Raw genomic sequence first — 15,934 nt, 5'->3', positions numbered from 1 at the left:
GTTACAAAAGAAGGAGGAGGACATATGAAAATGGGAAAAAAGAACAAGTGGAAAAGCTGGTTAGCAGGCACTCTTGCGGCGGCATTATTAATTTCGATCGCACCTGCCGATGTATTTGCGGCAGAAACGCGTGAAAATGACAAGCAAGAGAAAGCCGCCGTTCCGGCCGCAGACCCGGAAAAAGATCTTCCGGCGGAAAAATCAGACGAACAGCTGCCGTTTGATCAAAAAGATATCAATAAAGACGGTGAGATCACGTCTGAAAGAACTGAACATTCAAAACTTTTCTATGAAGGAGACGGTGTGTATAAGCAGGAAGTCTACACCGAGCCCATTCATACAAAAGAAACTGCGAATGCGGACTGGGAAGAAGTCTCCCCTGAATTAAAAACCGGTTCAAAGGAAGTCGAGACGGAAAATACAGTGCTGCATTCCGATTTTCTGAAACAAATGAAGAACGGATTGTACGCTACATTTGAACACGATGATCATAAGCTCGCATACTCATTAACTGGCGCAAAAGGCCCCGATCAGGCTGCAATTACTCCGACAGATGCCTCAGCAAAAGTGAAGGAAAACAGTAACGAGCTTACGTATCAGCAAGTGTTTCCTGACATTGACTTACAAACCTACACATTCAACGAAAATATCAAAGAAGATCTCGTCCTTCACAAATATGAAGGATATAACTCATTTACGTTTCAAATCAAAACCGATTTACAAGCAAAAGAACAGGAAGACGGCTCTATCGCGTTTTCTGATAACAAAGAAAAAGTCATCTATACCGTGCCGAAGCCCTTTATGACTGATTCCAATCTAGACGAGAAGTCCGGCGAGGTCTGCCGGTCAGATGACGTCAGCTTCAAACTTGAGAAAAACAACGAAGGCTACTTACTCCACGTAACGGCCGATGAAAAATGGCTGAAAGATCCCAAGCGGGTCTATCCGGTATCTATTGACCCGTCGACATCCGTATCCGTGTCATCCGATACCTTTGTCATGAGCGCTTACCCGACGACAAACTACTCCGCCGCCTCACAGAAATGGGACGCCGGATTAAAAGCGTACGTGCTGAAAACGGGCTATTATGACGGCACAACGGGAACGAACTATGCGTTTATGAAGTTCGATAATCTAAAACCGATTAAAAATATGACGGTTACAAAAGCAACGCTCAAAGCATATACAGCCCATTCCTATTACGGCTCAAAAGCGACCGGGCTTTGGCTGGATACCGTAAACAGCAATTACGACAATGCCAAGGTCACGTGGAAAAACAAACCGGGCTCCAAAAACATCGGCAAAGCCGAGGTCTATAAAGGCCAATGGGCCAGCTACGATGTCACCTCCGCAGTCAAGTCGTGGAACAGCGGCGGAGCGAATTACGGCTTTAAGCTCCACGCAAACGGCAACGGAAAAGAGTATTGGAAAAAGCTGATGTCCTCAGCTAACTCCGACAAAAAACCATACATCGAAGTCACATATACGATTCCGAAGGCGGATACACCGTCTGTCAAAGCGTATCACAACGGTGATTCGAGCGGGTTTCTCAATATCAGCTGGAAAAAAGCCGAAGGCGCCAAAAGCTATAAAGTCTGGCTTTATAACGGAAAAGAATATCAAGCCATTCCTGTCGGCAATGTGACCTCTTGGAGCACAAAGGGGAAAAACATCTGGCCCACAAAAGCGGAAATCGACTCAGGAAAATTCAAGCTGCATACAGACGGCAAAGGCGGAAGTGAATTGGCGCTTGACCCGTCACCGGTGTATAAAAATTCCGGAGGCAGCTATCCGGCAAGCAAAAACTATTGGGTCGCGGTCAGCGCGGTGTTTGACCAAGGAGAAGGCGCAATGTCAGCGGCCGCAAAGCCCGTCATCCCGAATGTGGGCAGAGCTCAGAAACCAACCACAAAAGGCTTTAATAACAATAACGCCACTGGCTACTTTGATCTTTCCTGGAAAGCCGTATCAGGCGCTGCGGGGTACAAAATTCAAGTCTACAACGGTAAAGGCTTTGAAACCCTTGACCTCGGAAATAAAACATCCTGGTCGACAAAAGACCAAAAGATCTGGCCCACAAAAGCGGAAATCAGCGCCGGAAAATACGCGCTTCACCTGAAAGACAACAACGGCGCGGAATTGCCGATCAACCCGGGTCCCGTTTATAAAAACGCCGGGGGAGATGCAAACCGGAAAACCTACGCGTTTAAAGTCATTGCCTATAACAAAGACGGAGAAGCGATTTCGTCACCTGAAGCAAGTCCGGCGCTGCCTGATATCGCAAAGCCGAAAAACCTGACAGGCTATGTCTATACGAATACAAAATCGAGCCAAACAGGCTATGTCAATCTCATTTGGGATAAAGTCAAAAACGCCAAAGGCTATAAAATCAATATCTATAACGGGAAAGACTATCAATCATTCGATGTCGGCGACACCGATCATTGGACGACCCAAAACAAAAACATCTGGCCGTCATCCGATGAGATAAAAGCAGGCAAATACCAGCTTCACACAGACGGAAAAGGCGGAGAGCTGGCGCTTGATCCCTCGCCTGTTTATGCGAACGCAAACGGCAATTACAAAGGGAAGAAGAACTATTCCTTTACACTTACCGCTTATGACGCAAACGGTGACACCGTTCCGACCGCACCTTTTAATCCCACATTTCACGAAGGCGCGGAATTTCTCGGAACGGAAGATTTTTGGTCCATCATTGACATTCCGGACGGACAGCTGAACGGCGCAACGGGGAATGTCATCGTCAATGAAGAAGATATGTCGATCGACGGACGCGGGCCGGGGCTTGGCTTGTCGCGGACCCATAACAGCCTTGACAGCTCTGACCATATGTTCGGCCAAGGTTGGTATGCTGATCCAGAAACGTCGATTCTTTCTGAGGACGGCAGAGCCATCTATATTGATGAAGATGCGACAACACATGTCTTCACGAAGAAATCCGACGGCACCTACCAGCCGCCGACAGGGGTTTATCTTGAGTTAACGGAAACAAGCGATCAATTTGTGTTAAAAACGAAGGATCAAACGAATGCGTATTTCAGCAAAAAAGGCGGCAAGCTTCAAAAGGTCGTTGATGGACACAACAATACGACTGAATACCAGTACAACGACAAAAATCAGCTAACAGCCATAACAGACGCATCAGGACGCAAGCTGATCTTTGACTACGACGAAAACGGCCATGTCACATCTCTCACAGGGCCGAAATACAAAAAGATTTCGTATTCATATGAAAAAAACTTTCTGAAAAAGGTGACAGATACTGACGGCAGCGTCACAAGCTATGACTATGATGACGAAGGTCGCCTCGTCAAGCAGTATTCCGCAAACAGCACAGATGATAAACCGCTGTTCACTGAATACCAATACAACGGCCATCGCCTTGAAAAAGCGATCAATGCGAAAAAAGAAACGTACGATTACAGCTATGACGCTGACAAAAAAACGCTGATGATGACGCAGCCGAACGGCCGCAAAGTGCAGTACGGCTATAACGAGGCAGGCAACCCGATTCAGGTGATCGATGACGCCGAAGGGCTGAAAATCACGACCAACACCGTATACGAAGGCAACAACGTCATTCAGGACACCGATCCGAACGATGCGGGTACCGGCAAAGCGACAGAAAGCTATCAATATGATAAAGACGGCAACGTCACAGCCGTAAAAGACGCCTACGGCACCGAAACGTATGAATACAACAAAAACAATGACGTCACGAAAATGAAAGATACCGAGGGGAACGTCACGGATATCGCTTACGACGGGCTTGATGCCGTTTCTGAAACGGATCAAAGCGGAAAATCTTCGTCCGCGGCTGTTTATGACAAATACGGAAATGTCATTCAATCAAGCAAAGAGCTGGCGGCATCAGCGAGCTTACTGACAGACGGCAGTTTTGAAGGGACGAAGCTTGGCTGGAACCTCACCGCAACAAGGGACAGCGGAAAAATCGCGGCGGTAAACGAAAGAAGCGGCGCGCTGTCAGGGCAAAAAGCGCTGGAAATTACATCTCAATCCGCTTCTGCCGGAACGGAGCACGGCCATGCGTCCGCAACACAGGAAGTACAGCTTGAACCGAATACAACATATACACTCAGCGGCCAGATCAAAACAGATCTGACGAAAGCAAGAGCCTATTTTAACATTGATCTGCGTGACAAAGACCAAAAACGCATTCAATGGATTCACAACGAATCCAGCGCATTAGCCGGAAAAAATGACTGGACGAAACGGCAGATCACCTTTACAACACCGGCCAATGCAGGAAAAGCCGTCATCTATATGGAAGTGGATCATAACGACAAGGACGGCAAAGGAAAAGCTTGGTTTGATCAGGTTCAGCTGGAAAAAGGCGAAGTATCGTCAAGCTATAACCCGGTTCAAAACAGCAGTTTCACTGCCAAAACAGACAGCTGGAGCGCAAGCGGAGCCGCCGCCGACCTTGATGAAGGCTTCGATGATGACAGCTCATTAAAAGCTTCCCGCACAAATGCATCACAAGCCAATGCGGCCGCAAAACAAACCGTTACATTAGGCCAAAACGCAGACGATAAACCGGTATATATCACGCTGACAGGGATGTCCAAGGCCGCCGGCGTTAAATTGACGAACGACAATGATTACGCACTTCAAGCCAATGTCACCTATGCGGACGGCACGACAGGTGTATACACCGCCAAATTCCCACAGGGGACACAGGAATGGAACCGCGCAGCGGCAGTCATTCCGAAAACAAAGCCGATCAGCAAAATCGAAATCAGCGTTCTGTTCCAAAAAAGCGCGACAGGAACGGCATGGTTTGATGATATCCGACTAATCGAAGGAAGCATCTTAACGAAAAGCACCTATGACGAAAAAGGAAACTATGTCACAAAAGAAGAAGACGAACTAGGCTACGCCAGCACAACAGCATATGATGAGACAGGCAAAAAAACGTCTGAAACCGACGCGAAAGGCGAAACAACCGCCTACGAATACGATCAGGCAGACCAGCTGACAAAGCTGTCCCTGTCAAACGGCACATCCATCCTTCACAGCTATGACAAGGAAGGCCATGAGCTGACAAAAACGATACGGGCCGGCGCAGACCAGACCTATCAATATGAATATGACGTCATGGGCAAGCTCGTCAAAACAACCGACCCGCTCGGCAATGTACTGAAGAGTGAATATGACGCCAACAGCAACCTGACGAAAACCGTTTCTGCCAACGGCAATGAAGTCTCATTGACCTATGACGGCACAGACCGGGTAAAGTCAAAATCATATAACGGTACTGAAAAATACAACTTTGCCTATGACAAAAACGGTAATGAAACATCGGTCACAAACAAAGAACAAAATACAACGAAAAAACGCACCTTTGACAACAAAAACCGCCTGACCGAATTAACCGACCGCGACGGCAGCCAGAGCTGGACGTATCCGGCTGATTCGGATAAGCTGAAAACTTTCTCATGGAGCCAAGGCGGCCAAAAAGGAACAAACAGCTTTACGTACAACAAACTTGATCAAATGATTGAAATGAAAGACGGCACTTCAGCCTATACATTTGATTACGATGAAAACGGAAATGTCCAGACATTCATCAGCGGCAACGAAGTCGGCACGAGCTTCTCGTATGATGAGCGGAATCTCGTCAGCTCTCTTCATATCGGAGCGAAAAACGGCGGCAGCATCTTCCGGGAAAGCTATGAATATGACGCCAACGGAAACCGCACGGTCATCGACAGCTCGGCGGGCGGAAAGGTGCAGTACGAATACGGCAAGCTCAACCAGCTCGTCAAAGAAACTCATGAAGACGGCACCGTCATTCAATATACGTACGACGGCTTCGGCAACCGGACAAACGTCACCACAACAAAGGACGGCGCAAGCAAATCAGTCAATGCATCATTCAACATCATGAACCAGCTGACGAAGGTGAATGACGAAGAACTGTCCTACGATAAAAACGGCAACCGCACATCCGACGGCAAATACACATACACGTGGGACGCGGAAGACAACCTGACCGCCGTAACGAAAAAAGGCGAAGACAAGCCGTTCGCAACATACAAATATGATGAAAAAGGAAACAGAATCCAAAAAAACGTCAACGGAAGCGTCACGAACTACTTCTACGACGGAGACAGCCTGAATGTCCTGTATGAAACCGACGCAGACAACAACGTCACAAAATCATACACGTACGGTGACAGCGGCCAGCTGTTATCCTACACAGAAAATGGCAAGAAATATTTCTATCACTACAACGCACACGGTGACGTCATCGCGATCTCAGACAGTACCGGAAAAACCGTGGCCAAATATCAATACGACGCGTGGGGAAATCCAACAAAAACCGAAGCAAGCGACGAAGTAAAAGACAACCGCTACCGCTACGCAGGCTACCAATACGACGAAGAAACCGGCCTGTACTATCTCATGGCCCGCTACTACGAGCCGAAAAACGGGGTATTTTTATCGCTTGACCCAGACCCGGGCAGTGACGGCGATTCATTGGATCAGAATGGGTATGCATACGGAAATAACAACCCAGTCATGAACGTCGATCCTGATGGGCATTGGGTGTGGCTAGCCATTAACGCCGGCTTTGCGGCTTATGATGCTTATAAAGCATATAAATCTGGTAAGGGCTGGCGAGGTGTTGCAAAAGCCGCAGCATATGGTTTTGTAGGTGGAGGAAGGTTGAAAATTGCTAGTAGGATCGGAAAGTGGGCTTCTACGACTAGATATTGGAGTAAAGGCACTTTCAAAAGTGCAAAGGAATCTTTAAATTTTCATCATAAGAAACATGTCGTTTGGAAAGGGAGATCTTATAGTAAAAAAAGATATACAAATGCAGCTAGAGCTTTTTATAGATCTAATAAACATCTAAGACAAAAACATGTTCTTTCTAACAGGAAAAAAGGTTATAAAATCAAAAATGGAAAAAGAGGAGGGTATTATACTAGAAGCGGAAAAATTATTACGTTTTGGCATAATGGTTGGAAGAAAAGGAAATAGTTAAGACAAAATTCTTTGTGGAGGGATAATAATTAAAAAGTATAAACGTTACAATTTAGATACTGATTTAATTGCCAATCTTGAGGAAATTAAAAGAGAATTAGAAGGACCATTTCCTTCAGATATTGATAAATTAGAGGAAGAATATAAAGAAGTTTGTGCAGTGGAAGATTTCTATGATTATTTTATGCTTATTACTGGAAGTCTAAGTTATGTTTTAGCAGATAAAAAACTGCCAAAACGTCAACTTGATTCATTATCAAAATCTTTTTTTGAACTATACCCAAGTTACTCTCAAATGAATAATATAATTTCAGAAAACTATCCTGCATTAAAACAAGAGTTAGAACTACATGAGCAAGCAAGGAGATTATTAATCAATATAATTTCTGAGTAGCGGGCAATTTGAAAAAATTAAGTATTATTTTAAATATTTATCTATAGTTTATCTTTATAAAGCGTTGAATTGTTGTCGATTTGCAGTTCGTCTCTTAATATGAAATGGTTCAATAATCATATAAAGTTAACCCCCAATCTTCACTCAAGGTCGGGGGTTCTGTTATTTGACTCGACGAAGTAAAATACAACCGCTATCGTTACGCAGACTACTAATAGGATGAAGAAACCGGCATGTACTATCTCATTTTTTGATTGCATCAGTGTGAATGTGCTTGCAATGAGGCCTTTGTCTCGACTGAATTTCATGCTTTTACGGGGGAGGAATAACAGAATGACAGAAGAAGAGTTCAGCGCCGCGGAAAAAAGCTTGGGAGCGTCTTTCCCGAAAGCATATAAACGGCTGCTTTGTAAAAAGAACCCTGCGGAAATCGGGGAGTGGATTTTTTTCCCTATCCGTGAACAAGGCCGTTTACAGAAAACCTGGGATGATGTGATCAGGCAAAATAGACCGTCAATATGAAGCGGCAGAGGAGAAGGCAGACATGCCAAATCAGCTGTCAATAAGGAGGCACAAAATGGAGTGGCACAAACATGAGAAAGCAGCCCGGCTGCGGCTGGATTCGCCGGGGTGTTTTGAATTAACGGAGTTTACTTTCTATACCGGATATAACGAATATTACGATAAAATTCCCGTATTTGAGCTGAAGCTGTCTGATGGAAAATATGACGCCGTGCTGCGTTTTGAAGACGTGTGCTCTGCCCGGCTGGACGATCTCGAAAGTATCACCGACATTTATCTGGACATCAGCCCGATAGACAGCGGGTGGGAACGGCTTCGCTATTATGTGGATGACCAGGAGAATAGCATAAGCTTCTATTGCGGCAAATGGGACGTGCTTGACGTGCGGAAAAAGCAGCCCCCAGACAGCGTCTCATAAAACGGCAGGGTAAACTGTCAGCGTTTCGCGTATAATGAGGGGAGTTAGACAGAGAAGGAGTTTATTCATGAGCGAATTTAAAGATTTTTCTATCAGCCCCGACATCGCAAGAGCGCTGGAAGGTCTGCAATATACCGAGCCGACTGAGGTGCAGAGGCATGTCATCCCCGCCGCGCTGCAAAAAAAAGACCTCGTCGTCAAATCACAGACGGGAAGCGGCAAAACCGCGGCCTTCGGCATCCCGATCTGCGAGCTGGCAGATTGGGAAGAAAACAAACCGCAGGCCTTGATTTTGACGCCGACGCGCGAGCTGGCGGCGCAAGTCCGGGAGGATATCACGAATATCGGCCGTTTCAAACGGATCAAAGCGACGGCGGTTTTCGGAAAATCCTCTTTTGAAAAACAGAAAACGGAGCTGAAGCAAAAAAGCCATGTTGTTGTAGGAACGCCGGGCCGTGTGCTTGATCATATTGAAAAAGGCACGCTTCCGATCGAGCGGCTGGCGTATCTTGTGATTGATGAAGCCGATGAAATGCTGAATATGGGATTCATTGAGCAGGTGGAAGCGATCATTCAGCGCTTGCCGAAGGAGCGGGTGACCATGCTCTTTTCAGCGACGCTTCCGGACGACGTGGAGCATCTCAGCCGAACGTATATGAAAGAGCCGGACCTGATCGAGATCAAAGCGGAGGGCCTGACGACGAAAGAAATCGAGCATTTTGTCATCCGGGTCAAAGAAGAGGATAAATCGTCATTGCTGCGCGATGTCCTTATCACGGAAAACCCCGACAGCTGCATAATGTTCTGCCGGACAAAAGAAAGGGTCAGTCAGTTAACTGATGAGCTGGACAGGTTAGGATATCCTTGCGATAAAATCCACGGCGGCATGGTGCAGGAGGACCGCTTTGACGTCATGAACGAATTCAAGCGGGGCGAGTTCCGCTATTTAATCGCGACAGACGTTGCGGCCAGAGGAATCGATATCGAAAACATCAGTCTCGTCATCAATTACGACATTCCGCTTGAAAAGGAAAGCTATGTACACCGCACGGGCAGAACGGGCCGCGCGGGACATCGGGGACAAGCGGTGACGTTTGTCACGCCGTTTGAAACGAGATTTCTGGCTGAGATTGAGGATTATATCGGCTTTGGCATCACAAAGCGGGAGGCGCCGTCTCAGGAAGAAACAGCGGAACGGAAAGCGGCTTTCACAGAAAAACTGAACGCGCGCCCGGTGATGAAAAAAGACAAAAGCGAACAGTTAAATAAAGACATCATGAAGCTGTACTTTAACGGCGGAAAAAAGAAGAAAATCAGAGCGGTCGATTTTGTCGGAACGATTGCCAAAATTGACGGGGTAACGGCCGATGACATCGGCATTATCACCATCATGGACAACGCTTCCTACGTCGAAATCTTAAATGGCAAAGGGCCGCATGTTCTGAAAGTCATGAAAAACACGACGATCAAAGGCAAGAAGCTCAAAGTCAATAAAGCGAATAAGTAAAAAAGAAAGCCTGTTTGAACGCAGGCTTTTTCTTATGCCGTCTCTTCGGGGACAAAAGCAAGAATCACGATCCCGACCACAAACAAAATAATCAGACTGAATACCGCGGCCGATGAGTTTCCGGTCAGCTGGGCGGTAACGGCGATCAGAAGCGGCCCGATAATGGAGGCGAATTTGCCGAAAATATTATAAAAGCCGAAAAACTCATTGGCGTGCTGCTTGGGGACAAGCTTCGCGAAATAAGAACGGCTCAGGGCCTGAATACCGCCTTGAGAAGTGGCGACAAGCATTGCCAAAATCCAGAAATCAAGCGCATTATCCATAAAATAAGCGTACGTGCAGACAATCATATACATGCCGATCCCGGCGTAAAGCATCGTTTTTCCCTTAAAGCGTTCGGCCAGCCTCCCGTACAGAATCGAAAAGGGCGCGGCAACGACCTGAGTGACAAACAAAATGATCAGCAGATTCGCTGCGCTGATGCCGAGGTCAGCGCCATATGACGTGGACATCGTAATAATGGTGCCGACCCCGTCGATATAAAAGAAATAAGCAAGAAGAAATAAAAACAGCGCCCGGTACCGCCTGATCTGTTTTATCGTGCCTGTGAGTCTTTTAAAACTGCTGATCACAAGCCGCGGCTCCCTTTCAATGTAATAGCGCTGGCGGACGTGGAGGAGAAGCGGGATGGAGAAAAGCCCCCACCAAGCGGCGGTAATAAAAAAGGCGATTCGGCTTGCGGTGCCGGCAGACAACGGAATCACACCGGCTTGCGCTGAGAGGATGACGGCAATGCTGAGGAGAAAAGGGATCGTACTGCCGATGTACCCTAAGCCAAAGCCCCGGGCGGACACCAAGTTCATCCGCTCCTTCGCCGCCACATCAACGAGAAAGGCATCATAAAACACATTAGAGCCGGCAAAACCAATCGTGGAAATCGTATAACAGACCAATAACAGCTGCCAATACTCACCGGGAATAAAAGCCAGAAAGGCGGTGCCAGCCACGCCGGTCAGAAAAAAGAAAGTGAAGAAACGTTTTTTGCATCCTTTATAATCGGCTATCGTTCCTAGAATGGGGCCAAGCATGGCCAAAATAAAAGTCGCAGCCGCAATGGTGTAGCCCAAATACGCAGTAGAATCGGCCGCGCTGACGCCGTTGTCTGACGCCGAAGCCTTAAAAAATAAAGGGAAAACCGCAGTCATAATAATGACCGAGTAGGCTGAATTGGCCCAATCATACAGCATCCAGCTGTTTTCTTCCTTCGAAAACCGTTTCATCACACATGCTCCTTCCGGTATACTCTTCCCTACATCATATGCACCTTTATCTGATTGCTGGACAAAGATTTCCGCGAGTTAAGCTGATTGACCTGAAGATATTGACCTAGTACAAAAAGGAGGTACAATCAAAGTGTAGCAGGTAAATGGTAAGATGGGAGGGAAAGAGAATGAAAATTGCGAAAATCATTAATAATAACGTCATCAGCGTGATAAATGAAGGGGAACGGGAATTGGTCATCATGGGCCGGGGAATCGCCTTTCAGAAGAAAACGGGCGATCCGGTCGATGAAACACGCATCGAAAAAATATTCACGCTTGATAATAAAGATGTGTCCGAAAAGTTCAAAACCCTTTTATACGATATTCCGCTTGAGAATATGGAAGTGTCAGAGGAAATTATCAGCTATGCCAAAATGCAGCTCGGAAAAAAACTGAATGACAGCATCTATGTGTCTTTGACCGATCATATTCATTTCGCCTTGGAGCGCCATCAAAAAGGGCTGGATATCAAAAACGCGCTTTTGTGGGAAACAAAGCGGCTCTACAAGGATGAATACGCAATCGGCAGGCAGGCCTTATCCATGATCAGGGAGAAAATCGGTGTGACGCTTCCTGAGGATGAAGCCGGATTTATCGCGCTCCACATCGTCAATGCCGAGCTTAATGAGGAAATGCCGAATATCATTAACATTACAAAAGTCATGCAGGAGATTTTGAGTATCGTAAAATACTATTTCGGTATAGAATATGATGAGGAATCTCTATTTTATTATCGCCTCGTCACCCATTTGAAATTTTTCGCACAGCGTCTCTTTAACGGATCATGCATGAAAAGCCAGGATGATTTCCTGCTGAAAACAGTGAAAGAAAAGTACGATCACGCTTATGAATGCACTGAAACAATTAACCGGTACATTCAAAAAGAATTTGGCCGCAAACTGACAAGCGACGAGCTCCTCTATTTAACCATCCACATTGAAAGGGTTGTGAAACAAACGTAATGAACAGAAAGAAATGCATATTATGAAAGCGTTGACATTATCGATTTCATATACCATTTTTGGTATAAATCAATATCAATTATTTAGGATTGTTACTGACCAGCAGGCAAAACCTAAATTACTATAGCCCGGATATCCTTATCTGAGTATGTAGTAGTTTAGGTTTTTTATTTTGTCAGAAGGTGACATGCGGCAGAGGAAAGCATATGGGGCGCTGCGGCGGCCGGCATTTGAAGACAGGGTTTATCGCGGATGCAGCAACCCGCATCTGAAGGAAAATGATGCCGGCTGGGAATCGATCCGACCGGCTTCCGCTCTGCGATGCCTGAAATCTATGACCGCTGCCGGATGCCGCTCATTACCACGGAAAACGGCCTCAGCGCTTTTGATCAGCTGGAGAACAGATCAATGACGATTACCGAAAAGAGAAAGCGCCCCGCTTTCTCTTTTTTGCTTTTCAATGATCAGCGTTTATATCATAAACGGTTCGGGTATCCGGTTAGTAAAAGAGTGTCAGGTCATTGAATACAGGGGGACAGAAAATGAGTAAAGACCAAAACAAACGAATCAATGAAAACACAAAAAACGAACAGCTGGAACAATACCGGGTCGATAACAGCGGGAAAAAAATGACGACCAATCAGGGGCTTCGTGTATCAGAGGATGAGCATTCCTTGAAAGCGGGCGTCCGCGGCCCTACATTAATGGAGGATTTTCATTTTCGTGAAAAAATGACGCACTTTGACCATGAGCGGATTCCGGAACGGATCGTCCATGCGCGCGGGTACGGCGTGCATGGGCATTTTCAGGTGTATGAACCGATGACCGAATATACACGGGCGAAATTTTTGCAGGACCCGTCTGTGAAAACGCCTGTTTTTGTCCGTTTTTCAACGGTGGCGGGCTCCAAGGGATCAGGCGACACAGTGCGTGACGCCAGGGGCTTCGCGACCAAATTCTATACGGAAGAAGGAAACTATGATCTGGTCGGAAACAACATCCCGGTGTTTTTCATTCAGGATGCGATTAAGTTTCCGGATTTGGTGCATGCTTTTAAGCCTGAGCCGCACAATGAAATGCCTCAGGCCGCGACAGCTCATGATACGTTCTGGGACTTTGTCGCAAATAATCCGGAATCTGCGCATATGGTCATGTGGACGATGTCTGACCGCGGTATCCCGCGCAGCTATCGGATGATGGAAGGCTTCGGGGTGCATACGTTCCGTTTCGTCAATGAAAAAGGAAAAGCGCGCTTCGTGAAGTTTCACTGGAAACCTGTGCTCGGCGTTCATTCTCTCGTGTGGGACGAGGCACAGAAAATTGCCGGAAAAGACGCGGATTTCCACCGCCGCGATCTGTGGGAAACCATCGAAAACGGCGGCAAAGTTGAGTATGAGCTTGGCGTCCAGATGATTGAGGAGGAAGATGAATTCAAGTTTGATTTTGATATTCTTGATCCGACGAAGCTGTGGCCGGAGGAACTGGTGCCCGTCAAGCTGATCGGAAAAATGACGCTTGACCGTAATCAGGACAACGTATTCGCCGAGACGGAGCAGGTCGCCTTTCACCCGGGGAATGTCGTGCCGGGCATTGATTTTACAAATGATCCGCTTCTCCAAGGCCGGCTGTTTTCTTACACGGATACTCAGCTCATTCGTCTCGGGGGGCCGAACTTCCATGAGATTCCGATCAACCGTCCGGTGTGCCCGTTCCATAACAACCAATATGACGGCTATCACCGCATGACGATTAATAAAGGCCCAGTCGCTTATCATAAAAACTCCCTGCAAAACAACGATCCGTCGCCGGCGACAGAAGAAGAGGGAGGCTATGTTCATTATCAGGAAAAAGTCGAAGGCAGAAAAGTCCGCCAGCGCAGTGAGAGCTTCAACGATTATTTCTCACAGGCAAAGATGTTTTGGAACAGCATGTCTCCTGTTGAAAAAGAACACATCATTTCTGCATTCTGTTTTGAGGTCGGAAAAGTGAAAAGCAAGGATGTTCAGCAGCAGGTGGTTGATGTATTCAGCAATGTGGACGCAGAGCTTGCCGAACATATTGCAAAAGGGGTCGGCGTGAACCCGCCGTCAAAGGATCATGATTCTGATGAGACGTTCAGTTCTCCGGCCTTAAGCCAAGCGAATACGGTGAAAACGGCAGCCGCAAGACAGATTGCCGTTCTTGCTGATCACGGCTTTGCCGACGATGAATTGAAACAGGCGCTTTTTGCATTCAAACAAGCGGGAGTCAGAGCCGACATCATCAGTCCGACCTTAGGCGCAATTAAGGGAGAAAACGGCACCCAGCTCAAATCGGCGGCCACCTTCCTGACAGCGGACTCAGTATTGTACGACGCCGTCTATATCGCGGGCGGAAAACAAAACATTGAAAGCCTCAAAGCCCAAAAAGCGGCCAAAGATTTCGTCAGCGAAGCCTTCAGCCACTGCAAAGCAATCGGTGCCGCCGGCGAAGGAAAAGAACTGCTGACACTCGCTGCGGGAACCGCACAAGGCCCGGGCCTTGTCACAGATGACAATGATCGATTTATCAAGGCCGTAGCCGAGCACAGGCATTGGGACAGGGAAATTTCATGATTTAGTTTACACCACTCATATGCTGATGTATCTTTAGGGCAAACACCTTTTGCTAAGGAGACATGCAGCATGAACGAAAAACAGCTCGCAGAATACTACCGCCGCGACGAAAACATGATGATTTTAGTCTTTGCCCAATGGTGCGTCAATCACGATCTTGACCCGATGGCGCTCTACAGCAAGGCTTATCCCGGCCAGCCTTTAAACGAGGGGCTGAAAAAAACCGTTGAGGAGCTTGTGGCGCCGAAGGAGGAGTCAGAACCGATTCCCGATCAAACCGTCATCGGCGTCTTGGAGATGTTCGGCAACTCAGATTTGGCTGAAGCGGTTCATGAAGCCATTGCGCAAAGACCTTCGTAAGAGACATGGATGATCCGTGTCTCTTTTTTATGGGCTAAAATGCGAAAGAAGACCTAGAAACAATTTTCCATTCTGCTCTGTCTATAGAGTGTATCTCGTTTTCAAAAAGGGAACGGTACAAGAAAAGGAGGAATTGTGATGAAGAAAATATGTAAAACAATGGCGGCTGTGCTTGCAGCAGTGCTGCTGGCCGCCCTGTTTGGAGGCGCAGCGCCTTCAGCTCAAGCCGCACAAAACGGCAAGCCTCTCGTCACCAGCCATACGTATAAGCATGTTAAGGAATTAACGTATCCTCAAGTCCAAAACACCGGAAATGCAGCATTTGAAAAGAAAATCAACCAAGACTTCAAAAAGTATATCGAGACATCCTGGCAAGAATATGTGAAAAATAAAAAAGACGCTGAAAAACAAGGCTACAAGGCCGAATATCAAACAGACTTTCAGGTGAAATACAATCAAGGCGGCAAGCTTAGCATTCAAACGGAGAACTATATTTTCTCAGGCGGTGCTCACGGGCTGACAGCCGTTCAAACTTACAATTATGACCTGAAGACAAAAAAACAGGTTACGCTGAACAATGTGCTGAATTCTAAAACAAAGGTAAATCAAACGAAGGATTATCTTTACAGTTATATGAAAAAACATGACACTCTTTTTTATCCTGACGTGAAGAAGAAGGAGATTTCTCTTAATAAAGAGACGCCATTCTACTTTACGAAGGACGGCATTGCCATTGTGTTCGGGCAATATGACATGGGTCCTTACGCAGCGGGCATTCGCGACGTACACGTGCCAGCTTCCGTCTATCAATAAAAAAAAG

At 46.7% G+C, this 15,934-nt stretch carries 10 protein-coding genes and 1 pseudogene; 10 read left to right on the top strand and 1 reads right to left on the bottom strand.

The window, feature by feature from the left end; translation table 11 throughout:
• Positions 1-24 precede the first annotated feature (24 nt).
• The 5 genes from KY305_RS04000 (at position 25) to KY305_RS03980 (ending at position 9,876) form a co-directional block, all read left to right on the top strand.
• The gene (locus tag KY305_RS04000) at positions 25-7,032 is read left to right on the top strand and encodes a DNRLRE domain-containing protein (RefSeq protein ID WP_223061442.1); all 7,008 of its coding nucleotides are present in this window, start codon (positions 25-27) and stop codon (positions 7,030-7,032) included.
• Between the two features lie 10 nt (positions 7,033-7,042).
• Entirely contained in the window at positions 7,043-7,429 is a 387-nt protein-coding gene (locus KY305_RS03995) for a YxiJ family protein (RefSeq protein ID WP_223061629.1), read from the top strand.
• 333 nt (positions 7,430-7,762) lie between these two features.
• Complete coding sequence (locus tag KY305_RS03990) at positions 7,763-7,951, top strand: SMI1/KNR4 family protein (RefSeq protein ID WP_262417545.1); 189 nt, start codon at positions 7,763-7,765, stop codon at positions 7,949-7,951.
• A gap of 55 nt (positions 7,952-8,006) precedes the next feature.
• Positions 8,007-8,369, top strand: a complete 363-nt coding sequence (locus KY305_RS03985) for a hypothetical protein (protein WP_223061441.1) — start codon at positions 8,007-8,009, stop codon at positions 8,367-8,369.
• Between the two features lie 67 nt (positions 8,370-8,436).
• Positions 8,437-9,876, top strand: a complete 1,440-nt coding sequence (locus KY305_RS03980; RefSeq protein WP_223061440.1) for a DEAD/DEAH box helicase — start codon at positions 8,437-8,439, stop codon at positions 9,874-9,876.
• A 32-nt stretch (positions 9,877-9,908) separates the two neighbouring features.
• Here KY305_RS03980 and KY305_RS03975 read toward each other — a convergent pair whose 3' ends face one another.
• Positions 9,909-11,159, bottom strand: a complete 1,251-nt coding sequence (locus tag KY305_RS03975; RefSeq protein ID WP_223061439.1) for an MFS transporter — start codon at positions 11,157-11,159, stop codon at positions 9,909-9,911.
• 167 nt (positions 11,160-11,326) lie between these two features.
• On the opposite strand from KY305_RS03975, the gene licT reads away from it, so the two are divergent.
• The 5 genes and pseudogenes from licT (at position 11,327) to KY305_RS03950 (ending at position 15,927) form a co-directional block, all read left to right on the top strand.
• Positions 11,327-12,160, top strand: coding sequence for a BglG family transcription antiterminator LicT (licT, locus tag KY305_RS03970; RefSeq protein ID WP_223061438.1), 834 nt, complete (start codon positions 11,327-11,329; stop codon positions 12,158-12,160).
• 232 nt (positions 12,161-12,392) lie between these two features.
• Positions 12,393-12,559 (top strand): annotated as a pseudogene (locus KY305_RS03965) (glycoside hydrolase family 1 protein); the annotation flags it as partial.
• A gap of 143 nt (positions 12,560-12,702) precedes the next feature.
• Positions 12,703-14,754 carry a catalase gene (locus KY305_RS03960; protein WP_223061437.1) on the top strand — a complete coding sequence of 684 codons (2,052 nt, stop codon included), beginning with the start codon at positions 12,703-12,705 and terminating at the stop codon, positions 14,752-14,754.
• A 69-nt stretch (positions 14,755-14,823) separates the two neighbouring features.
• Positions 14,824-15,114 carry a hypothetical protein gene (locus KY305_RS03955; protein ID WP_223061436.1) on the top strand — a complete coding sequence of 97 codons (291 nt, stop codon included), beginning with the start codon at positions 14,824-14,826 and terminating at the stop codon, positions 15,112-15,114.
• A gap of 138 nt (positions 15,115-15,252) precedes the next feature.
• Entirely contained in the window at positions 15,253-15,927 is a 675-nt protein-coding gene (locus KY305_RS03950) for a DUF3298 and DUF4163 domain-containing protein (protein ID WP_223061435.1), read from the top strand.
• Positions 15,928-15,934 lie beyond the last annotated feature (7 nt).

This window comes from Bacillus sp. YC2 (assembly GCF_019891195.1).
Lineage (GTDB): Bacteria > Bacillota > Bacilli > Bacillales > Bacillaceae > Bacillus.
Note: the sequence above shows the minus strand (reverse complement) of the source record. Positions and strands in the feature narration are given on the sequence as shown.